Source organism: Enterocloster sp. OA13 (genome assembly GCF_022440595.1).
GTDB classification, from domain to species: domain Bacteria; phylum Bacillota; class Clostridia; order Lachnospirales; family Lachnospiraceae; genus Enterocloster; species Enterocloster hominis.
The window spans coordinates 716,964-737,099 of sequence record NZ_JAKNTF010000001.1 but is presented as its reverse complement, the minus strand read 5'-3'; the positions used below and the strand labels follow the sequence as shown (position 1 = coordinate 737,099).

The window sequence follows — 20,136 nt, the reverse complement described above, 5'->3', positions numbered from 1 at the left end:
CTGCCTTTCTGATACACTATAATGGATATACTATTGATATCCCCGCATCTGGTTGCTGCTTTTAAGATCATACACAGCCCCTGGCGCCAGGCTGTCAAGGTTCATATGTTCTCTGTGAGGATTTTCCTCATCAAAATACGTTTTCATGATCCGTTCCACTTCCTGATTGGCTGTATTGGTAAAGCAACGTTTTACCAATGCCTGGGGCATAAGGCCGGTCACTGCCAGGTCCACCTTGTACCAGTTCCCGTCCGCCTGTACATAGACAAACATATGGTCCTTGTCATTATCATCCGGGGCGCAGAAACTGTTCAGTCCGGTTGCCCTGGCTAAAAGCTGATACGCCACCGACATGCCTTCGCACACCGCCTTGTGGTTCACAAGACAGCCATAGGCTGTAAATGACGGATCGCCGCTTGTATTTTCACCGGCAACGAACCGGTCATACAGGGTTTTATCATACGTACAGTTGGAGGCAATATAGAAAGCAGCGTTCCTGGCGCGCTCCAGTTCGCTGACCGTGCGCCATTGGAAGCTGCCCAGATAATCCCGTATCACGATTGCCAGGGCATTGCGTTGCTGTTTATAGGTGTCGCTTCCCACTGCTTCCTGGTAAAGGGCTGTCTGGGCAAGGACCAGAAGGCTGTCCCCGTCAACGGCATTTTCCCCGGTTCCAATCTGGTCCGTATCCTCGCCGTACAGCGCCTTGCACAGGTCGTCTGACAGACCGAAGTAATTGTAAAGGCTGAATATCCCATCCTGCCTCAGACGGCGTTCCATGATAGGCTCACCCTTCTTGTTGTAGCCCATGACCGCATCTACGTACTGCAGTCCGGCTTTGTCCACATAATCCTTTAACGGATAATCGGCATCATATGAGGCATAGGGGTCAATATCCACCCACGCCCCATCTGCACCCAGCTGGTATCCGTCCGGCGTGACGGTATCTGACAGCATGTGTCCATTGGCATCAAAATAATACCATTTGCTGTCCAGATCCTGAAACCATCCCTTTGCAAAGGAACCGTCATCATTCCTGTATTTCCACTGTCCGCTTTCTGATATCCAGGTGCCTGCATAGGCGGCGGTGGATAAACAGATGCTAAGAGCTGCTGAAACCGCTAATATTTTCCAAAAACGTCCCTTCATATAGATATCACTCCTGCCTTTTATAAATTGTTTATGTTTACTTAAGTTTCTTTAGTGATTCTTTAGCGTATGCTCAAATTTTAGTCACATTTTCCCTGTATAGTATTACTTGTAAGGTGATAGACCTTTTACTATACAGGAAGACACTTTTTCATACCTATGGCCGGCAGCACCCCTTCTGCCGGCCCCCTCCATTTTATATGACGGATGTGGCCTGGACATGCAATGGCAGTGCATGTTTGGTCACATTCTTTTTTTGTCAGCATATCCTATAGGGAATAAACCTTTTCAGGAGACCATCATGGATAACCAGTCTGTCACTCCCGCTGACGTCTTTGCAGATTTACTGCGTTTCAGGGCACCTGCCGCTGTTGCCTGGGTAAGAGGCGGGGCATCCGCCCCCGCAATAAGCGGCCTTGTTAAATTCTATCAGACTCCCTACCAGGGCGTGCTGGTGGAAGCCGAGATTTTTAATCTTCCCAATAAGAATGTAGCCGGCTCTTCGAATTTCTATGCCATGCACATCCATCAGAACGGCGACTGTTCAGATAATTTCGCCAACACCGGTGAACATTATAACCCAACGAATGCCGCGCACCCCAATCATGCAGGCGACCTGCTTCCCGTGTTAGGCAATGAAGGGTATGCCTGGTCGGCCTTTTATGACAAACGTTTTGGCATTGATGAAATTATCGGCAGGTCTGTCATCATCCACAGCCAGGCCGATGATTTCCGCAGTCAGCCTTCCGGCAATTCGGGGAGTAAAATAGCCTGCGGTACCATTATAAAGGCGGATTATCCTGACTAGAGCAGCCTTGCGTAAATACCGGTGAAGTCAGTGCCTGATATCTGTGTCAGGTGTGCGTCTGCAAAGCGGCGGCGTAATGGTCCCTACGGCTAGCTTTGCAGGCGTGCCAGGGTTTGGTCCGGTTTCCTAAAAGTATAGCACACTTTCCATTTTAATACAATTTGAACCCTGCTCCTTCTGCAATGTCCAGTTCTGAGAAAATGCTGCTTACCGCGGCTTCATACTCGGTGAGATGCTGGGCTTTTTTTATTTTCTTTCCATGCTTTTCAGAGTCAGCGAATATCTGGATCATGGAAGCCCAGATTTCCTTCATCTTGAATAAAACATTCCGGTCTCCGGACATAATCCCGCGGTATCCCTCGTACAGGAGCTGATGGAATTCCCGGAGCTGTTTCTTATCCACGGGCCGTCCTGTCCTTATCCCACCCACCAGTCCGGGATTGGCTATGATTCCGCGGCCCAGCATCACCTCATCCAGTTCCGGATATGACCGGGACAGACTTTTAAAATCTTCCACCGTGAATATATCCCCATTGTAACAGACATGGTTTGCGCTGTTCTCCAGTCCATGCCGGAACATTTCCCAATTGGGGGTATTCCTGTAGTAATCCGTGCGGATTCTGGGATGTATGATCAGCCGCTTCAGATGATAATGATTGTAAATATCCAGCAGTTCATAAAATTCATCCGGCGTCACCATGCCCAGCCTTGTCTTTACCGAAAGCTCCATCCCCAGCACCTCAAGCTGTTCCGTAACAGTACTTAGAAATGAATTTAAACCGCAGGTTAAAGCCAGGAAACCAGCGCCTTTATGTTTGGACACCACGGTACCTGACGGACAGCCCAGATTCAGGTTGACTTCCTGATAGCCATAGTCTTTCAGTATCCTGGCCACGGTAAGGAAATCCTCCGCCTGGTTGGTCAGTATCTGCGGCACCACATGAAGACCCTTGTTGTGTTCCGGCAGGATGTCATTTATCTCCCTGGAACTTAAACATCCCCTGGCCTTGGGTGAGATGAAGGGGGTGTAATATAAGTCCATGGGGGTAAAGCATGTGTGGTATGCATTTCTGTAGATATATCCCGTAAGCCCCTCCATGGGGGCCATGTAAAATTCCATATTGATTGTTCCGTCCGTTTCTTCTATATTAATTGCTGTGTCTGTTCCTTCTATAATAATATGTATGATAATGCATAATAGGTTTAGTATAGCATATTCCATTGATTTCAGAAACCCAGTGCAGGAAATTTATATCGCCCCCTGATTCCACATAAAAAGCGCACCGGTCATGTGGGATATCCACTTACCGGTGCGCTTGGATGGTACTGAAACATTTGAAACATTTGAATAGGGTTTTATATCTCATCATAAAGGATGCAGCGGACAAACCATATCTTCCTTTCAATCATCCCACTTCAAAGACTCCACAAACATCTGATATGCCTCCAGATCCTCCTCGTCCTCCAGATCCGCCAGAAACTGTCTGGACAGTTCTATCATACGGTCATTCTCCTCATCCGGAATAAAGTACCGGATGAATGTGGAGCCGGCTGTCATCAGGCCGTTGTCCGTATGGGTTACAAGCTTAATTGCCTTTCTGCCATCCAGCAGGATGTCCTCTGCCTTTTCCACCGTGAAGTCATCTTCCCCTATATCATAGCCGTATTCTTTCATGGTGGAATCGTATACATCCTTCATCCACTGTCCAAAGGCGGCGGCATTGTCGTATTCCTTAAGGGCAGTGTAACCATCCGTCATATAGATACTGTATCGTTCATTGCCTTCTTCATCAAAGCATGACAGCGACACCGCATCTCCAAAACCGTGTATCTCATGATAGTATCCCTGATTCTCATTTTCCTTCAGGTCTATATGGAATCCGTACTCCGTATCATAAAATACAGAACCGTCAATATATGCCCTGTCCAGATAATCCCGTCCCGGGTCGAAGTCACTGTTGGCATCCTCCCCAAGCGCTCCATTTTCATCCTGTCCGCTCCAGTTCCAGTCCCAGGGCACCACATCCACAAACCGATTCCTGTCGTGCTGGAAAAATACAGTCACGCCTTCGTCAATCACCTGTGTCCCGTCAGTATTATAGAATGAAAGCGTACCCAGATACGGATAACTGTCCCGGCAGTCAGAAAGCAGAAGCATTCCTCCTGCATATGGTTCGCACTGGACAACATTTTCACGGAATACCTTGGATGAACCGGCCGTGGTAATCCTCATAAGGTCAGGCACTGCCCCGTCCTTTTCCTGGAATACAAAATACTCCCCGGCGCTGCCATCCAGCTGGCGCAGCGTTTCGGGATTGACCTTATCAAGGATCCTGGTTCCTTCGCAATATAGAATCTGGTTCCCGGAAATGCTGTCTGTGTAAAAAGCTTTTCCATCCCTTTCATCAACCAGATATAGGTCGGTTCCATGTGCCACGCATTCAGGCGTCTGGCTCAGCTGACCGGAGGACAGCTTATATCTGTATATCCAGCTTTCCTCTGCCTGATATGCATCATTCAGTTTTGATACGGTCAGATAGATGCCATTTTCCATGCCTGTGATTTTCTTAAAATATCCGTCCAGCCAGTCTTCCGGCATGCCGGGAACCGTGAATGCACAGGCATTCCCGTCCACAGCCTCATACAGCGTCTCCTTTCCGGCCGGACCGGACTGATAGATAATCATGGACTTCCCATCCAGCCATTCAGGTTCGCGTATGTATTCCCACACCATGGATACCTGGTCCGACAGCAGCTTCTTCTCCCCTTCCGAGGAATAGGACAGGGTATTCCGCCCTTCCTTTCCATAGACAAAGGTATATAGATTGCCGGAATCCGGGTCCAGATAATAAGCTCCTGCCTGGTCCTCTTTTGTGAGGACCGGCTCTTTGGCGCCGTCTTTTCCCAGCTTAAGGAGTTCATAGTAAAACCCATCCTCCTCCTCAACCGTACGCTGTGCATAGATGACACTGTAATCCTCATTGGCGCCTGCAAAATTCATTTCATCTGCCAGGAGGACTTCCCTGCCGTCCTCAGCCAGGTACAGGTCTTGAACCCACTCCTCATCCATTTTTGTAATGCAGACAGCGGAGCCGTCCTTGGAAGGAAAGAAGTTATACAAGCCGGATGCCTCCAGCTTCTTTCCCTGCTCCGGCGTATAGGAATACAGGTCATACTGCACATCAGCCAGTCCCCCTGCTTCATTTCCCGCTTCATTTCCTGCTTCATGCTCAACCTGAAACAGCAGTTTATTGCCGCACATGGCGGTGTTGGCGTAGCCCTCATGGATGATTTGGGAGGTGCCGTCCTCATTGTTGACAGCAACCAGTACCGCATCATCAAGGAACAGGCCCCCATCTGTCTCAAACTGAAAGGCGAGGAAGCTGCCGTCTTCAGACAGGCTTACATCATAGTAATCCTTGAGATTGACGTTTTTCCCTATTCCCGCCATGACAAGGGATGGGTTCTTTCCGGCCTCCATGGGGCTGTTTACATCCGCACGCATGAGATTTGCATCTTTTATGTAATAGACATAGGCAGGCTTTTGGACAGGATCCGCCGCGCCTTGTTCCGCCTGGTCCTCTTCCCCCTTCCGGTTCCCGGCCCCATTGTCTGACAAAGATGTAGTCTTTTCTCCTGTCCCGGCCGGCGCAGCGCAGCCGCCTGATGCTAATGCTGCACAGATTGCCAGCACCAGCAGGATGAATGGCTTAATCCTGCCGTAATGTTTTCCCACTTGCATTTTCATACATCCGCCCATATAGCTCCTCCTGTTTTCATGACGGAAATCCCGGTCTGCCGCAAGGATGCATATCCTCCCCCCCCCCCTGAAGGACAGGATATACCCTCTGCTGCGGGATAGGATTGCCTGCCAGACCCATTCCATCCATAAACCATAATGTCTGTTTATATTATAACAACAATCCGCAGGATTTTCCATTGTCAGTTGCAGGAGGATGACTGACTATAGGATGACTGACTATAGGATGGCTATAGAATGGCTACCCTATAGATTATACGATGATTCATCCGTATCCCCTATAAAAGCAGCCCCGCCTTACCGGCCTGCGCCGTCAATTCTTCGCGGAACCTGGGATGGGCGATGCTGATAAGGAGTTTTGCCCGCTCCTTAACGGTCCTGCCGCTCAGGCGCACGATTCCGTACTCTGTCGCCACATAGTCCACATCGTTCCTGGACAGCGTGACTGCCGTGCCGGGCGCATGGGATATACAGATTTTTGACAGCGTGCCGTTTTTAGCAGTGGATGCCAGGGCAATGATGGACTTGCCTCCCGTGGCGTGGATTGCGCCGGTTACCGTGTCAACCTGGCCGCCGCTCCCGCTGTACTGCATGTATCCGATGCTTTCTGAGGACACCTGGCCCAGCAGGTCTATTCCCATGGCCGTGTTCACAGACACCATTTTGTAATTTTGGGCAATCACATGGGGATTGTTGACATAGCTGCAGGGATTCATGGCCACACAGGGGTTATGGTCCATGAAGTCATAGAGTTTCTGGGAACCGCGGCTGAATGCGCCTATGATGATTCCCCTGTTTATGCTTTTCCTCTGCCCGGTCACCACCCCGGCCTCCACCAGCTCCAGTATGCTGTTGGTTATCATTTCCGTGTGCACGCCCAGGTCCTTCTTGTCCATGAACGCATGGGCCACCGCATCCGGGATTGCGCCGATGCCAAGCTGGATGGTGGAGCCGTCCTCCACCAGTCCGGCCACATAACTGCCAATCTGTTTCTCCACTTCCCCGAAGGGAAGCGGATCCATGGTTTCAAGCGGATGGTCATATTCGTAAATTCCGTCGGCCTCGCTGATATGTATCTCATTATTGCCGTAAATGACCGGAAGGCTTGGGACCACTTCCAGGAATATTTTTTTTGCCGAATTGCGGAAATCCGTTTCGTTGACATTGGAAAGGGAAGTCCGGAAGTACCCGGTCCGCTCATCCATGGGGCAGACAGCCGCCACATATACATCCAGACCGCCCCTGGCCTGAATCATTTTCATGCCCTGGCTGTGGTAATGGGTGGGCACATAGTCCACCCGGCCTTCCTGGATGTACCCGCGCTCATCCTTGCAGAGCACGAAGCCTGACAGCGTCCTGATTTTCCCCTTGCATGCCTGGCTTTCCAGGAACTCAAAGTCGCCTTTTTTATAGGTTGTGCCATAAAAGAAATCGATTCCCTGTTTCAGCCTTGGGGCAACTTTATGGAGATTTTTGTAAAATAACAAAGGCGCATTCACACCGCCGCTGGTGGCCACGAAATCACCGTCCCGGATTGCTGCCAGGGCATCATCCACCGTGCATTGTCTGGCCTTATATTCTTCCAGATACCGGTTCATCGGAACTCACCTGCCTCTTTTAATCTGCGCACCACATCAGCCCCGGCTTTGAAGGCCCTGCGGTTTAATTCAATCAGCTCCGGCTTCCTGCCCAGCTTGTGCATGGCGATTTCCTCTGCCTTGTCAAGGGGTATGGTGTTGACCAGGGCCATATAGGCCCCGAACATGATTACATTGGCTACCTTCCGGTTCCCCAAATCGTAGGCCATGTTGTCGATGTCCACCTGCACAATCTGGATGTCATCCCTCTCCACAGCGGAAACATCCACAATGGAACTGTTGACCAGCAGGGTCCCGCCGGGACGCAGCCTGGGCAGGAAGTCCACCATGGACGGCTGGTTCAGGGCGCACAGTACATCCAGCCTGCTGGAGGTGGGGGAGCCTATCATCCGGTCAGACTGGATGACCGTACAGTTGGCAGTGCCTCCCCTCTGTTCAGCGCCGTAGGACGGGAAAAATGTGGCATTCAGGTCCTGTTCCATGGCACATTGGCCGATTAACTTTCCAATCATCATGACACCCTGCCCGCCAAAGCCGGCAATCATTAAACGGTTAATCATTTCTCCACCTCCTCGTTGTCTTTGTAGATACCCAGGGGAAATTCCTTCATTACCTGCTCCTGAAGCATTTTCACGCTCTCAATCGGTGACAGGCCCCAGTTGGTCGGGCAGTTGCTGAGCATTTCCACAAAGGAAAATCCCTTGTTGTCAATCTGGTTCTCAAACGCCTTTTTAAGGGCGTCCTTGGCCTTTTTGATATGGGCCGGGGTATCAAGGGCAAACCGCCCGGAATACACCACCCCTTTCAGGGTTGCCACCAGTTCCGCCATGTGCATGGGATATCCGGTCAGATCCGGGTTCCTGCCCTCCACACAGGTGGTGGTCTTCTGGCCAATAAGTGTGGTTGGGGACATCTGGCCTCCAGTCATGCCGTAGTTACAGTTGTTAATATAGAAAACACATATGTTCTCACCGCGGTTCGCGGCGTGCATTACCTCTGCAAAGCCAATGGAGCTGAGGTCCCCGTCCCCCTGGTATGTAAACACGATGGAATCCGGGTGACAGCGTTTTAATCCTGTTGCATAGGCCGGGGCGCGGCCATGGAGGGCACAGCCCTGGTCAATGGCAATACAGGGGGAGCTGTTGTTGGCGCACCCAATGGGCTGGATTACCACCGCCCGGTCCGCAATCCCCAGTTCATCAATTACCTGCATGCAGATTTTAATAAAGGTGCTGTGCATGCAGCCCGGGCAAAATTTATTATTTGAAATATCAAGGCTTTCTGGCCTGCTGTATACTTTTTCCATTGTTTCACTCTCCTTTCGCAAGTCTGATTGCACATCTGACCACTTCATCTGAATCCACAATCACACCGCCTGTGGTCAGGCAGGTGTGGATTGGCAGGTGGTCCCCCACGGCCAGCCGGACATCTTCTGCCATCAGCGCCGGGATTGCCATCTCCACATCCAGAATGAACCGTACTTTTCCTATCAGCTTCCTGTATGCCTCTGCCGGGAACGGGTTGGTGGTGATGGGGCGTACCAGTCCCGCCTTATAACCGGCTTCCCGCAGTTCATCCACACAGGTGTGGCAGATGCGGCCGCAGGAGCCATATGCTGTCAGCACGAAATCCGCATCCTCTGTCATGTATTCTTCCACCATGACCTCATCCTTTTTCCATCCCTCGTAAATCCCAGCCCACTCCTGGGCCTTCTTCATCTGCTGTTCTTCCACAAAGGAGGCATTGAGCACAATATTGGGCTTTCCGCCGTGGTATCCCTTGCCGATTACCGCCCACTCAGGTGTCTTTGGCGGTTCCTGCGGTTCGGGCAGGGTCACTGCCTCCATCAATCCGCCCACAAGGCTGTCTGCAAATACGAAAACAGGCATGCGGTACTTCTGGGTTACCTGGAATGCTTTGGTCACAAGGTCCACTGCTTCCTGGATGGTTGCCGGGGCATAGTTGATGGTCTGATACCCCCCATGGCCCGAAGCCCGGTTAATCTGGAAATAGTCGGACTGGGCCGGCTTCATGACACCGGTACCGGGGCCGGCCCTCATGATATCTACTATCACCGATGGCACCCGGGCAGCTGCCAGGGAGGAAATCCCTTCTGCCATCAGGCTGATTCCCGGACCTGAGGTGGATGTCATGGCAAGGGTGCCTCCTGCCCCTGCCCCGTAAACCATGTTAATGGATGCAACCTCGCTTTCGCCCTGGACAAATATCCCGCCTGCCTTTGGCAGCGCCCGGGACAGATACTCCGGCACCTCGCTCTGGGGTGTAATGGGGTAACCGGCATAAAACCGGCAGCCAGCCCTGACGGCTGCTTCTGCAATGGCTTCATTGCCCTTCATAAATTTTCTTTCCATCACTGTTCTTCCTTTCCTGTGCATTTTACATTATTAAATCCTTCATTTTCTTACTTAAATACTTCAATGACACAATCCGGACATACCTGGGCGCACATGCAGCAGGCAATGCAGGCTTCCGGGTGGGCGTCCACCACATGGCGGTATCCCTTTTTATTGATTCCTTCCCCTATTTCCAGGACCTGTTTGGGGCATACGTTTACACATAACCCACAGCTTTTGCAGCTTTCTTTGCTGATTTCCAGTTTAGCCATAATCACACTTCCTCTCCTTTTAATGATGTTATCATGTTTGAATCATGTTCTTTTACTTAATCCATGCTTCATACATACAGTTTGTCTACAAAGGTATCCAGTTCCAGCAGCGGAAGCCTTGTCAGTTTCCTGACTTCTTTGGAAAATGATTTGGAAACAGCCAGGCACGTGATTTTTAAATCCAGCTTCACAAGCTCCTGTTCCAGCTTCCTGCAATATCCGTCAATCAGCTCCGCTGTTGTGTATCCGCCCATATAAGGGTTGGCGATTACTTCCAGCCGTTCTGCCGGGACGCGGGCTGATACCATAATCGCATCCAGGCTTTCCTTAATCTCCTCCCCTGTGCCTGAAAATGCACGGCAGGGATTGATTACATAGTAATAACCGGTAGCCATCCCCGTCAGCTGTCCGGCAAATTGTCCCATCATGGCTGCGCCTGCCGCATTCCCGCCTGCATCAAATATGCACCGGATTCCTTCATCCATTAACAGGGCGCTGACCCCCAAAGGCATCAGGGGCGAATCCCACAGCTCCTGGTTTTCTGCCATATGTACCTGCCTTTTCTCTAATAAAGATGAAAAATCCCTGGCCCGGAACAGACACTTTGTCTGGTCCATGTCAATCAGATACACTGGCTTTTCATCCTTTTCTACCAGGCGGATTGCTATGTTGGCGGCTATTTCTGTTTTTCCGCTTCCTGCTTCCCCCAGCAGTACAATGTTGTGTATGTCCATACCCCTTTCTCCATTTTCTTTTTTAATTCAGAGCCTCGCTTTACGTTTGCGAGACTGATTGTAGCACACTGTTTTTTGGAATGCAAGTAATTTTTAATAGTTTTTGCTAATTTTTATCTTAATTTTTATGCATATTATCTAATAAATCGAAAATAAAACCAAAATATTTTACATATAATCTTAAAATATAACTAAAATATACGTGATATATACGTGTTTTATAAGCTTATTGCACAAAACCCTATTGACTTATTTCAAAGCAGGTACTACTATAGGTGCATGGAGTTTTTACGTTTGCGCGTCCTACGAATATAAAATATCAGGGAGAGGTTTTTCATGAAATCTGCAAATATTAAGAAATATGTTCTGAGCATCCTATGTATATTGATTGGGCTGGCCATCGGTCTGAGCCGGCCCCCAGGGGAACTGACCGTTGAAAGCATGCGCTATCTCGGCATCTTCATGACAGCTGTCCTTCTGTTAATCCTTCAGCTTTATCCGGCTCCTCTTGTTGCGCTGTTTGCCTGTGTTGCATTTGTTACCTTCCACGTGTGCACCTTCCCGGAGGCGTTCTCTGCCTGGAGCGGGGATACCATGTGGACCGTTATCCTGATGATGATCTTTGCCACGGGTATTGCAAAGACAGGGCTGATTGACCGGATTGCATTTAACATCATCAAGTTTTTCCCGGCTACTTATACCGGTATGGTGGTTGCAATCATGGCCACCTCCACCATCCTGTCGCCCATTGTGCCCAACTCCTATTCAAAATGCGCGGTGTTAGGCCCGTTTGCCGCTTCCGTGGCCAAGGCCAACAACATTGAAAAAGGCAGCAAGGCAGCTGCCGGGCTGTTCTGCGCCTTTTTTGTCCCGGCCGCCATCCATACCATGGCATTCCTCACTGGAAGCGCCATGACCTTTGTATTAATCGGCATGATGGGGGAAGGATATTCCTTTAGCTGGTTCGGCTGGTTCATGTGCTGTTCCGTGTGGTTTGCCGTAAACCTGGCCCTTACCTTCCTGTTCATCCTGGTATATTACAGGCCAAAGGAAAAACTGAACATATCCAAGGAACTGATTAACCGCAAGATAGCGGAATTAAAGCCCATGAGCAGCGATGAGAAGGCCGCGTCCATTATCCTTATCCTGTCCATACTGCTCTGGATTACCGGCTCCTATACCGGTCTGAAACCATATACAGTGGCAGCCCTTGCCTTCTGCGCCATGTTCCTCAAAGGTATCTTTACCATGAAGGATTTTCAGGACCTGGTGCCATGGGGCGGACTGATTACCCTGGTTGCCTCCCTGCTGTCCATCTCCGCCCTCCTTGGTGTGGTGGGGGTTAATCACTGGCTGGCAAGTGTGGCTGCCCCGGTCATCATCCGGTTCGTGCCCAATGTATATGTATTCATCATCCTCTTGTGCGTGACTACATACCTGCTGCGGTACCTGGAGTGTACCGGACTTGCCACGCTTGCCATCATTGCGGCCATTTTCCTGCCTATCGGGGCGCCTTTGGGAATCCATCCCTTCATCACCCTGTTTGCGGATTATCTGGCAATGCTGGTCTGGAACCTGTCCTTCCACAATCCATATTACCTGCAGGCCGAAGCTGTTGTGGATGGACTTGTGACCCATAAAAACGTGGTCTCCATGTCCTATGCCTATATGGTCATCCATGTATTAGGCCTGATTGCAAGCGTGCCGCTGTGGAGATACCTGGGAATGTGCTGATTCATTGATTAATGATTGTATTTTCATATCCATCCCTATATAATTAGAATATTACCGGTCCTTGACCGAGCTGGGGGTATGACGTTATGACAGATACAATTACGACTGTGGGGAACGATTTGAAAAATTACGCTTATAACATAATAAAAGAACGCCTGATAAATTGTACCTATGCACCTGGAAGCATTTTAAATGAAGCGCATCTCACCGCAGGCCTGAAGCTCAGCCGCACCCCGGTGCGGGAGGCGGTCAGCCGTCTGGAAAATGAGGGCTTTGTCAAGGTCATTCCTAAAAAGGGAATCTATGTCACTGATATCCTTTTGAGCGACGTGCTGCAGATTTACCAGATACGCCTGGAATTTGAGCCAGCCATCCTCCGTCTGGCTGCATCACAGCTTCCCAAGGAGGAAATCCAGTATTTCTGCCAGAGATTTGAACACGGGGAGCCTGATGAGACAACCATGGACCGCATCCAGCTGGATACCGCCATGCATCTGTTCATCATAGAACATTGCGGCAACCGTTACATGGTGGATGTCATGCACCGTGTTTACGATATCAGCAGCCGGATTGTTTATTTCGTCCATCAGAACCATGCCACGGTACATATTGACGCCGGAGAGAACCTGGAGATTTTAAAACTGCTGCTGGAGGACAATGTGGACGCTGCCACGGAGAAGATGAAGATCCATATCGAGCACTGCAGGATGGCGGCGCTGAATTATTTTTATACCATTCCCCAGGGCGCGGCGCCGGTGCAGACCTATCGTGAGAAGCTGTACAAAAAGCAGTAGGCCATGGCATCTTTTTCAAACACGCCCTGTTCCGGGTAAAGAGAAAGCCGTAAATCCGATTCCGGGTTTGCGGCTTTTCCATGTCAACCGTTCTGTAGGCAGGCCTCCATCCAATGATATAGAAAATCCAATTGCTCTTCCGTATGGAACCAATGTCCGCCATGCTCCAGAACAGTCAGGCTGCAGTTAAATTGCCGGGTAAACCTGTCCACAGCACTGCGTTCTATCAGGTTATCAGCGCCGCCATACAATATATATGTGGGTGCTTCCCATCTGGTAACTGGATGTGTCCTGGTATACGTCAGATACTCCCATGACAATGTCTGGCCAAAGGAAGTCCTGATTACCTGTTCACGCTTTAACCGCTCCTCTGACACATCGGCCTGCGCCATCATATTTAAGATCAGGCGTTCCATGTCAGGTACGGGGGATACCATCAGGCATTCCTCCAGCCATCTGCTTTCAAGGCCCAGCAGGCTGAACCACGCCCCGATACTATTGGCGCACAGGGAGACATGGGGCCAATGTAAGCGGATGTACCTCATGACGGATAGCAGTTCCGGCACCACATGCCACGGGACAAACGAACCGGCTTCCGTTTTCCTTTCGCCGTGTCCGGGCAGGTCAATACTCAGGACCTGGCATGAATGGCGGCATGCTATGCCTGCAAAGGCTTCGGCTTCCTCCTTATATCCGCCTTGACCGTGTATGTACAGGTATACTTTCTCTGATGGGGCGCCCCAGATGATTGCAGGGGTCTGCATAATATGGATTCTTTGGGTTTTCATTTTGTCCTCCTGGTTGGTTTCTTATGGTAGTAATTATACTAATTATCATAACTTAAAAACTAATATAATTAGTATTTTATAAGAAAATATGCCAGATGTCAATATGTAGGATAGGCCGTGTCTGAAAATTTGATTCCACTATCCGTACAGCCTGACAATCGAATGAATCCAAACGGATTCATTGACATGGTTAATATCCATTGACGCTGCTAATATTATTAGTTAAACTACTAAAGAGAATCATTTTAAATAAGGGAGGACTCCTCATGCGCGTTACAAAAGCAGCCGTAGTGCAAACCGCTTCAGATATAGCCGACAGAGAAGGGCTTGGCAGCATTTCCTTAAAAACCGTTGCTGAAGCACTGAATATCCGCACACCGTCACTCTATAACCACATAGCCGGTTTAGAAGACCTGCTGCGGGAAGTAGCCCACAATGGAATGAGAACCATGAATGAAAGGATGTGCCGGTCCGCCATCGGTAAATCCGGCGACATGGCCCTCAAGTCCGTGGGCGTTGAATATCTTAACTTCATGATAGAGCACCCTGGGGTTTATGAAACCATCCAGTGGGCCACGTGGCATGGAAATGATGAAACTGCGATAATTTACGGAGATTACACCACTCTTCTGGCCACCCTTATCCGTTCCATAAATCTGAAGGCGCCAAAGGTGGATGAAATATTAAATCTTCTCACCGGCATGTTACACGGCTATACCACCCTGCAGCTGCGTTCTGCATTTAATAATCCTGAGGAAACAAGGAAGGGGTTATGTGATGCCATGGACACGGTCCTTCTGGGCGTCCATCAGAAATATGACTGACAGACGCCCGGGAGGCTGGATCATGACGGATTAATCCTAGGGCGTGTTTGAAAATTGCTTTCCGTCAGCTGTGCGTTCCACTTTGTGGGAGATTTGGTCCTGATGAGGGAGGCGTAGCGGGCTACGTTGACCGAATTGGGACCAAATATACCGCGAAGTGGGGCGTACAGATGGCGGGAATGAATTTTCAAACACGTCCTAAACCGCCGGTGAGGAAAACCGCGTTTTAGCTGCTGCCAGTTCTTTATGTAAATGAACCGCCATGCACGCGGTAATAATCCCAGACAGAACATCAGCAATGGGCTGGGCGTACAGAATCCCGCCAAGCCCCCAGAACATGGGAAGCACCAGGATGACAGGCACGAAGCAGATTCCCTGCCTGCACGCACCAAGGATACAGCCTTCCCTGGCTTTTCCCATTACAAGGAACAGGAAGGAATAGACCGTATAGAAGCCGAAAAGCATGAAAGAAAGACCGTTTGCCCTCAATGCAATAGACCCCACACGGACCATTTCCATATCGTCTTTTGTAAACAGGGACATGATGCTGGTGGAAAATAGGGCGGCCACGGAACCGAATATCACACAGAACGCGGTAGACCAGAGGATGGACGTCCTGATTGCTTCCTTCAGACGGTCAAACCTTTTTGCCCCATAACTGAACCCGGCAATGGGCTGGAAGCCTTTTAAAAACCCAAATACAACCAGACTGCCCATGGACATGATTTTTGTAAGAGGCCCCATGGCTGCAAGGGCGGAACTTCCGTAATCCCTGGCCGCGCCGTTCATCATACTGATTGAAAGACTGGTCAACAGCTGAAAAACCAGTGTGGGAATCCCTATCTTTAAAATCTCAGACATGATTTCTTTGGAAAAGTCACACTCCTTCACACTAAAACTGAATACACTCTTCTTTCGGAAAATATAGCACAGATAGACGAAAGTAGAAACCATCTGTGATATGGCTGTAGCAATGGCTGCTCCGGCAACCCCAAGGTCGAGCCCATAAATAAATACAGGATCCAATCCCACATTCAGCAAAGCGCCTGCCATCAATGCACACATAGCTGTTTTGGCCGCGCCCTCGCTTGACACGATGTTATTCATGGTAACGTTAAATACATTAAAAATTGAACATGTGATATAAATGCTGGAATATGTCACTGCGTAGGGCATGATTTCCTCCATTGCCCCAATCTGCTTCAGGATTGGCTTTAGGAAAATCATGGAACCACAGATAACAATCGCCCCAATGAAAATGCTGCTGTACACAGCGGTGCTGGCCACTTTGTTGGCAGTATCCCTGTCCCCCCGTCCAAGCAGCCTTGAAAGACAGGCGGCAGCGCCATTACCAAACAACAGGCCAAGTCCCACCACAATCTGCCCAAGAGGAAAGGCCACTGTGACCGCTCCCATCTGGTTGGTACCCAGGCCTCCTACAAAATAGGTGTCCACCAGATTATAGAGTGCGTTAATCAGCATACCGATCATGGTTGGAAGGCCCAGTGCGGCAAGCGCTTTTGGTATTGGCGCACTTCCCAGCAGTTCCATTTTTGTATTACGTCCATTCATGTTTAACTCTCCTTTCACTTGACACACAGTGCAAAATATAGTAGTATAAATTATAGTATTTTGTCGTTGTCGATTATACTACTATAATTTATACTATTTGTCAATCACAAAAACAGGAGGGAATCATGGCATCCATAGATTTAGTTGTATTGGGCATGTTGAAAAAGAAGCCGTTAAGCGCCTATGACATCCAGAAATTAGTCGAGTACCGCAACATTTCCAAGTGGGTAAAAATCAGTACACCTTCCATATACAAAAAGGTAATCCAATTGGAAGAAAAAGGTTACATTAAAAGCAGTCCTGTAAAAGAGGGAAAAATGCCAGAGAAGGCAGTCTACTCACTGACAGACACCGGGGAAGAAAAATTCGAATGCCTCATGCATGAGATTGCTTCCCAGCCCATTCACTTTTTTCTGGATTTCAATGCCGTGATTGTGAACCTGTCCGGTCTTCCGCCAGAAGGACAGAAATCCTGTCTGGACAATATTGAGGATAATGTGAAAACCTTAAAGGCCTATTTGGAAGAAAACATCCGAGAAAAAGAAACAGCGCCGGATATACCGGAAACAGGTATGGCTGTTTTACAGCAGCAATATGCATTGGCGCAGTCAATTGAAACATGGATTGCCTCGCTGAAGGGTAAAGAAATGTTTACATGATATGGTCTTGATTCTGCGTAAATGAAACCCCCTGGGGAATTGTAGTCTTCCCAAGGGGGCGTATGGAGAAAAGTGGCAGATGAATCCGGCAGTTGATTGCAGCGGTTGAATCCAGCAGCTGATTGTAATAGTTGAGTCTGGCAGATAATTGTAATGATTAAGTGCAGCAGATGGATGGAATGATTGAGTCCGGCAGATGGATGGAATGATTGAGTCCAGCAGATGGATGGAATGATTGAGTCCAGCAGATGGATGGAATGATTAAGTCCGGCAGATAGATGGAACAGCCGGATCAGAGATGACGATACCCTCACCCCCGCTTATTCCGTAATCCGGCTAATTCCCATATCAATATACGGATAATCTCCAAATTCCTGCTCAATTGCTTCCCTGGTCAGGTTAAACCAGCTTATGCAGTCATCCAATATGATGGCGTCGCTGGTAATGACATGATCCTGCTGTTTTAACACGGAATCCACGTTGTGTATGGTAACTGCCTGGACCTCAAAATCAAAGCCGCCCAGCAGCTCCACAATCCGTTCTTTCAGCCTGCCGGAATTAGAAACCGGGGAATCCAGATAAAATACAGCTTTGCGGATCTGGTTGGACTCCAGAACCTTTCCAATCCGTGTAATTGCCATGTCCGTTTTATCAATTAAGCGGTAGGTTCCCCTAAGTCCAGCCAAATCCCTTATGGTGCCATCCATGCATTTTAACAGCGGGGAGCCTGAGAGCGCCACTTCCAATGTTATGATGATGTTAAAGCCGTCAATATTTACCGTGCAGCCTTCCAGACCGCCCTTTAATTCCTTATCCATCCTTAAACGGATATTCTCTTTCGGTGAGACAGCCCTCACCAGGGCCAGCCGCTGCCTTTCAGACAATAGATAATGGTTTCCCACAAATACGGAGGCGCTCTTGATGGGATATCCCCGGTTCAGCAAATAGTACAGATTACTCCCCGCGGCACGCAGTTTCCTGACCCCGTCTTCGGAAAATTCCCTTTTGTCGCTGGGTACATATCCTCTTTTAACCATCTTCTCCATACTTAAAGTCCTCCCAATCAAATGCTTTCATGTCCCTGACTTTCACGTATCTTTTGATTCAGCTTTTTCATGGATGGAATGATAAAGCAGGCCACGATGACAGCAGAACCTATATCAGCCACGGGTCCGGCGTAGAGAATCCCATCCAGGCCAAAAAACAGGGGCAAAATCAGCAGAAGCGGAATAAGGATGATTAACTGGCGCAGCATGGAAAGGAGGGACGCCTTTAATGGCTGTCCTGTAGCCTGGAAATAGTTGGTGGAAACAATCTGGAAACCTGCGCAGAAAAGGCCGCCCAGATATATCCTCATACATTTTACAGCAAACCGTGTAAATTGCGCATTGCCGCTTCCGAACAGCCTCAGGATTAAATGAGGCATTGTCTGACAGACCAGCCATCCAACGGAAATGGACACAGTGGCATAGATGATTGCCTTAAAATAGGTGTCACGGATCCTCTTATATTTTCCAGCCCCGTAGTTAAACCCAAGGATAGGCTGGGAACCGACTCCAATGCCAATACAGACAGAACCAAGTATCATTACAATCTTCATCACGATTCCCATGGCGCTCAGCGCCACATCACCGGTCACATCGCTCTGATTGCCATAATAAACCAGGGAATTATTCATTACAACCTGCATCACGCAGGCAACCAGCTGGGCAATGCCGGAAGACGCCCCAAGCGTAAGGGACTTCACACAGACCCGGGGCACCAGCTTCATAAGCTTAAACTGAAACCGCATATTGCCCCGTCTCCAGAAATAATGGCAGAGAATACCGGCAGACAGAATCTGGGAGGTTATTGTGGCAATGGCCGCCCCTTTTACCCCCCAATGGAAAACAAAGATATAAAGCGGATCCAAGATTGTGTTGAGGGTTGCGCCAATCAGGATACCATACATGGAAAGCCTGGGGTTCCCATCCGTCCTTGCCATATTGGACATTGTGATTCCCAAAACACTGAACGGCACTCCCATGAGGATGATGGAGGTGTAATCCCTCGCGTACGGCATAACTGTTTCCGTGGCGCCAAACATGCGGAGCAGGGGATCCAGAAAGAGAAGTCCCAGAGCGGAAATCAGGATTCCGATGATGAGGGACATGGAAAACAGGTTGTTCAGTGTCAGGTCTGCCTCCCGAACATCCTTTTCCCCCAGCTTGATAGCTGCATAAGCACCGCCACCGGAACCGGCCAGGGTCGCGAACGCCATCACGATGGTCATCATTGGAAATGAAACCGTGGTCGCGGCATTTCCCAGATATCCAACCCCCTGTCCAATAAAAATCTGATCCACGATGTTGTACACCGAATTAACCAGGCATGCAATGATTGAGGGTACAGAGAAGGCCAGCAATAATTTGCCGACCGGCTCCGTACCCAGTGGGTTTTCTTTATGTATGATTGTACTTTCAGTCATTCTTGTTTAATTCCTTTCATTCATGTACTTCCAGGCATTCTCTGCCATTCTCCCCAATAATTCCTCTGCCTTTGCACACTCCTCCGGTGTCAGGCCGTCCACCAGGATTTCATTCCATTCCTGACGGATGCCATAGAGCCGTTCTATGATCAAAACCGCTTTCCCCGTTGTGTATAAACGCCTTGAACGCTTATCTGCCTCATCCGTTTCCACCCGGATATATCCCTGCTCTTCCAGCTTCTGAATCCCCTTTGTAACGGTCCCCTTGTCAAAATGTCCCAACTGCGCCACACCGTACATGCTGATTCCCTCATGCTCATGGATACACAAAAGAAAAGTCAGCTGCCCGCTGCTGATATTGTACTCTTCCAGCTTTTTGTCATAAAACCGGTGCGCCTGCCGATACATCATGGATATGCTGCTAATCATGTTGCGCTCTGTCATCATCATTCACCATATAATTAGTTGGATAGTCAACGAATATAATATATCATGAAATGGTTGGATAGTCAACTTTTTTTTGTTTACTGAATCTATTGGATTTATTGGATTTTAGTGTTCACTTGGACTGGAATACATAACCGCTTTCCTTATCCCTATCACGGCGGGTATAGCCTGCTGGC

Annotated in this window: 20 protein-coding genes and 1 pseudogene; 6 read left to right on the top strand and 15 right to left on the bottom strand. The window is 49.2% G+C overall.

Translation table 11 applies throughout. The features are described 5' to 3' along the window. Window positions 1-30: 30 nt before the first annotated feature. The gene (locus tag MCJ35_RS03305) at window positions 31-1,149 is read right to left on the bottom strand and encodes a hypothetical protein (RefSeq protein ID WP_025483011.1); all 1,119 of its coding nucleotides are present in this window, start codon (window positions 1,147-1,149) and stop codon (window positions 31-33) included. Between the two features lie 301 nt (window positions 1,150-1,450). On the opposite strand from MCJ35_RS03305, the gene MCJ35_RS03300 reads away from it, so the two are divergent. Then, entirely contained in the window at window positions 1,451-1,957 is a 507-nt protein-coding gene (locus MCJ35_RS03300) for a superoxide dismutase family protein (RefSeq protein WP_008721924.1), read from the top strand. A gap of 151 nt (window positions 1,958-2,108) precedes the next feature. Here MCJ35_RS03300 and MCJ35_RS03295 read toward each other — a convergent pair whose 3' ends face one another. The 8 genes from MCJ35_RS03295 to MCJ35_RS03260 all read right to left on the bottom strand — a co-directional run bounded on the left by MCJ35_RS03295 (window position 2,109) and on the right by MCJ35_RS03260 (window position 10,675). Beyond that, window positions 2,109-3,077, bottom strand: a complete 969-nt coding sequence (locus tag MCJ35_RS03295; protein WP_025483012.1) for a tRNA dihydrouridine synthase — start codon at window positions 3,075-3,077, stop codon at window positions 2,109-2,111. A 282-nt stretch (window positions 3,078-3,359) separates the two neighbouring features. Beyond that, window positions 3,360-5,717 (bottom strand): hypothetical protein, encoded by a 2,358-nt coding sequence (locus tag MCJ35_RS03290; RefSeq protein ID WP_025483013.1) that lies wholly within the window; start codon window positions 5,715-5,717, stop codon window positions 3,360-3,362. A 278-nt stretch (window positions 5,718-5,995) separates the two neighbouring features. Next, entirely contained in the window at window positions 5,996-7,315 is a 1,320-nt protein-coding gene (locus tag MCJ35_RS03285; RefSeq protein ID WP_120057220.1) for an acetyl-CoA hydrolase/transferase family protein, read from the bottom strand. Further along, the gene (locus tag MCJ35_RS03280) at window positions 7,312-7,875 is read right to left on the bottom strand and encodes a 2-oxoacid:ferredoxin oxidoreductase subunit gamma family protein (RefSeq protein ID WP_025483015.1); all 564 of its coding nucleotides are present in this window, start codon (window positions 7,873-7,875) and stop codon (window positions 7,312-7,314) included. Before MCJ35_RS03280 ends, MCJ35_RS03285 begins: the two co-directional genes overlap by 4 nt. Then, a complete protein-coding gene (locus tag MCJ35_RS03275) occupies window positions 7,872-8,621 on the bottom strand; it encodes a thiamine pyrophosphate-dependent enzyme (RefSeq protein ID WP_025483016.1) in 750 nt (249 codons plus the stop codon). Before MCJ35_RS03275 ends, MCJ35_RS03280 begins: the two co-directional genes overlap by 4 nt. A 4-nt stretch (window positions 8,622-8,625) precedes the next feature. After that, entirely contained in the window at window positions 8,626-9,687 is a 1,062-nt protein-coding gene (gene vorB, locus MCJ35_RS03270) for a 3-methyl-2-oxobutanoate dehydrogenase subunit VorB (RefSeq protein ID WP_008721915.1), read from the bottom strand. 50 nt (window positions 9,688-9,737) lie between these two features. Next, window positions 9,738-9,941, bottom strand: a complete 204-nt coding sequence (locus tag MCJ35_RS03265) for a 4Fe-4S dicluster domain-containing protein (protein ID WP_025483017.1) — start codon at window positions 9,939-9,941, stop codon at window positions 9,738-9,740. Window positions 9,942-10,009: 68 nt separating this feature from the next. After that, window positions 10,010-10,675 (bottom strand): ATP-binding protein, encoded by a 666-nt coding sequence (locus MCJ35_RS03260; protein ID WP_025483018.1) that lies wholly within the window; start codon window positions 10,673-10,675, stop codon window positions 10,010-10,012. 336 nt (window positions 10,676-11,011) lie between these two features. Here MCJ35_RS03260 and MCJ35_RS03255 point away from each other — a divergent pair, with 336 nt between their 5' ends. Together MCJ35_RS03255 and MCJ35_RS03250 are read left to right on the top strand one after the other, a co-directional pair. Next, window positions 11,012-12,409, top strand: a complete 1,398-nt coding sequence (locus MCJ35_RS03255; RefSeq protein ID WP_008721910.1) for an SLC13 family permease — start codon at window positions 11,012-11,014, stop codon at window positions 12,407-12,409. Between the two features lie 86 nt (window positions 12,410-12,495). Continuing rightward, on the top strand, window positions 12,496-13,203 hold the full coding sequence (locus MCJ35_RS03250) for a GntR family transcriptional regulator (protein ID WP_025483019.1): 708 nt from the start codon (window positions 12,496-12,498) through the stop codon (window positions 13,201-13,203). A gap of 83 nt (window positions 13,204-13,286) precedes the next feature. On the opposite strand, the gene MCJ35_RS03245 is transcribed toward MCJ35_RS03250, so the two are convergent. After that, entirely contained in the window at window positions 13,287-13,991 is a 705-nt protein-coding gene (locus MCJ35_RS03245; RefSeq protein WP_025483020.1) for an alpha/beta hydrolase, read from the bottom strand. Window positions 13,992-14,257: 266 nt separating this feature from the next. Here MCJ35_RS03245 and MCJ35_RS03240 point away from each other — a divergent pair, with 266 nt between their 5' ends. Beyond that, window positions 14,258-14,815 (top strand): TetR/AcrR family transcriptional regulator, encoded by a 558-nt coding sequence (locus MCJ35_RS03240; protein WP_025483021.1) that lies wholly within the window; start codon window positions 14,258-14,260, stop codon window positions 14,813-14,815. Window positions 14,816-14,835: 20 nt separating this feature from the next. On the opposite strand, the gene MCJ35_RS31840 is transcribed toward MCJ35_RS03240, so the two are convergent. Further along, entirely contained in the window at window positions 14,836-14,964 is a 129-nt protein-coding gene (locus MCJ35_RS31840) for a DUF6783 domain-containing protein (RefSeq protein WP_353656103.1), read from the bottom strand. On the opposite strand from MCJ35_RS31840, the pseudogene MCJ35_RS31835 reads away from it, so the two are divergent. After that, a pseudogene (locus MCJ35_RS31835) lies at window positions 14,923-15,045 on the top strand (DUF6783 domain-containing protein); the annotation flags it as partial. The gene MCJ35_RS31840 and the pseudogene MCJ35_RS31835 overlap by 42 nt on opposite strands. Here the strand turns inward: MCJ35_RS31835 and MCJ35_RS03235 are convergent. Further along, a complete protein-coding gene (locus tag MCJ35_RS03235; RefSeq protein WP_025483022.1) occupies window positions 15,014-16,387 on the bottom strand; it encodes an MATE family efflux transporter in 1,374 nt (457 codons plus the stop codon). The pseudogene MCJ35_RS31835 and the gene MCJ35_RS03235 overlap by 32 nt on opposite strands. A 125-nt stretch (window positions 16,388-16,512) precedes the next feature. On the opposite strand from MCJ35_RS03235, the gene MCJ35_RS03230 reads away from it, so the two are divergent. Next, window positions 16,513-17,046, top strand: coding sequence for a PadR family transcriptional regulator (locus tag MCJ35_RS03230; RefSeq protein WP_008721898.1), 534 nt, complete (start codon window positions 16,513-16,515; stop codon window positions 17,044-17,046). 320 nt (window positions 17,047-17,366) lie between these two features. On the opposite strand, the gene MCJ35_RS03225 is transcribed toward MCJ35_RS03230, so the two are convergent. Genes MCJ35_RS03225 through MCJ35_RS03215 form a run of 3 tightly spaced genes read right to left on the bottom strand, consistent with a single transcriptional unit; the run spans window position 17,367 to window position 19,942 of the window. Beyond that, entirely contained in the window at window positions 17,367-18,092 is a 726-nt protein-coding gene (locus MCJ35_RS03225) for a DUF434 domain-containing protein (RefSeq protein ID WP_008721895.1), read from the bottom strand. A 17-nt stretch (window positions 18,093-18,109) separates the two neighbouring features. After that, the gene (locus tag MCJ35_RS03220) at window positions 18,110-19,513 is read right to left on the bottom strand and encodes an MATE family efflux transporter (RefSeq protein WP_025483024.1); all 1,404 of its coding nucleotides are present in this window, start codon (window positions 19,511-19,513) and stop codon (window positions 18,110-18,112) included. Window positions 19,514-19,519: 6 nt separating this feature from the next. Further along, window positions 19,520-19,942, bottom strand: a complete 423-nt coding sequence (locus tag MCJ35_RS03215; RefSeq protein ID WP_240299356.1) for a MarR family winged helix-turn-helix transcriptional regulator — start codon at window positions 19,940-19,942, stop codon at window positions 19,520-19,522. Between the last annotated feature and the right edge of the window lie 194 nt (window positions 19,943-20,136).

What these genes read in the sequence shown, in the direction of transcription:
- MCJ35_RS03245 (WP_025483020.1), bottom strand. Translation starts at nt 13,991, where the DNA reads ATGAAAACCCAAAGAATCCATATTATGCAGACCCCTGCAATCATCTGG.
- MCJ35_RS03230 (WP_008721898.1), top strand. Translation starts at nt 16,513, where the DNA reads ATGGCATCCATAGATTTAGTTGTATTGGGCATGTTGAAAAAGAAGCCG.
- MCJ35_RS03305 (WP_025483011.1), bottom strand. Translation starts at nt 1,149, where the DNA reads ATGAAGGGACGTTTTTGGAAAATATTAGCGGTTTCAGCAGCTCTTAGC.
- vorB (WP_008721915.1), bottom strand. Translation starts at nt 9,687, where the DNA reads ATGGAAAGAAAATTTATGAAGGGCAATGAAGCCATTGCAGAAGCAGCC.
- MCJ35_RS03300 (WP_008721924.1), top strand. Translation starts at nt 1,451, where the DNA reads ATGGATAACCAGTCTGTCACTCCCGCTGACGTCTTTGCAGATTTACTG.
- MCJ35_RS03280 (WP_025483015.1), bottom strand. Translation starts at nt 7,875, where the DNA reads ATGATTAACCGTTTAATGATTGCCGGCTTTGGCGGGCAGGGTGTCATG.
- MCJ35_RS03260 (WP_025483018.1), bottom strand. Translation starts at nt 10,675, where the DNA reads ATGGACATACACAACATTGTACTGCTGGGGGAAGCAGGAAGCGGAAAA.
- MCJ35_RS03295 (WP_025483012.1), bottom strand. Translation starts at nt 3,077, where the DNA reads ATGGAATTTTACATGGCCCCCATGGAGGGGCTTACGGGATATATCTAC.
- MCJ35_RS03215 (WP_240299356.1), bottom strand. Translation starts at nt 19,942, where the DNA reads ATGATTAGCAGCATATCCATGATGTATCGGCAGGCGCACCGGTTTTAT.
- MCJ35_RS03290 (WP_025483013.1), bottom strand. Translation starts at nt 5,717, where the DNA reads ATGGGCGGATGTATGAAAATGCAAGTGGGAAAACATTACGGCAGGATT.
- MCJ35_RS03240 (WP_025483021.1), top strand. Translation starts at nt 14,258, where the DNA reads ATGCGCGTTACAAAAGCAGCCGTAGTGCAAACCGCTTCAGATATAGCC.
- MCJ35_RS03225 (WP_008721895.1), bottom strand. Translation starts at nt 18,092, where the DNA reads ATGGAGAAGATGGTTAAAAGAGGATATGTACCCAGCGACAAAAGGGAA.
- MCJ35_RS03275 (WP_025483016.1), bottom strand. Translation starts at nt 8,621, where the DNA reads ATGGAAAAAGTATACAGCAGGCCAGAAAGCCTTGATATTTCAAATAAT.
- MCJ35_RS03265 (WP_025483017.1), bottom strand. Translation starts at nt 9,941, where the DNA reads ATGGCTAAACTGGAAATCAGCAAAGAAAGCTGCAAAAGCTGTGGGTTA.
- MCJ35_RS03220 (WP_025483024.1), bottom strand. Translation starts at nt 19,513, where the DNA reads ATGACTGAAAGTACAATCATACATAAAGAAAACCCACTGGGTACGGAG.
- MCJ35_RS03285 (WP_120057220.1), bottom strand. Translation starts at nt 7,315, where the DNA reads ATGAACCGGTATCTGGAAGAATATAAGGCCAGACAATGCACGGTGGAT.
- MCJ35_RS03255 (WP_008721910.1), top strand. Translation starts at nt 11,012, where the DNA reads ATGAAATCTGCAAATATTAAGAAATATGTTCTGAGCATCCTATGTATA.
- MCJ35_RS03235 (WP_025483022.1), bottom strand. Translation starts at nt 16,387, where the DNA reads ATGAATGGACGTAATACAAAAATGGAACTGCTGGGAAGTGCGCCAATA.
- MCJ35_RS03250 (WP_025483019.1), top strand. Translation starts at nt 12,496, where the DNA reads ATGACAGATACAATTACGACTGTGGGGAACGATTTGAAAAATTACGCT.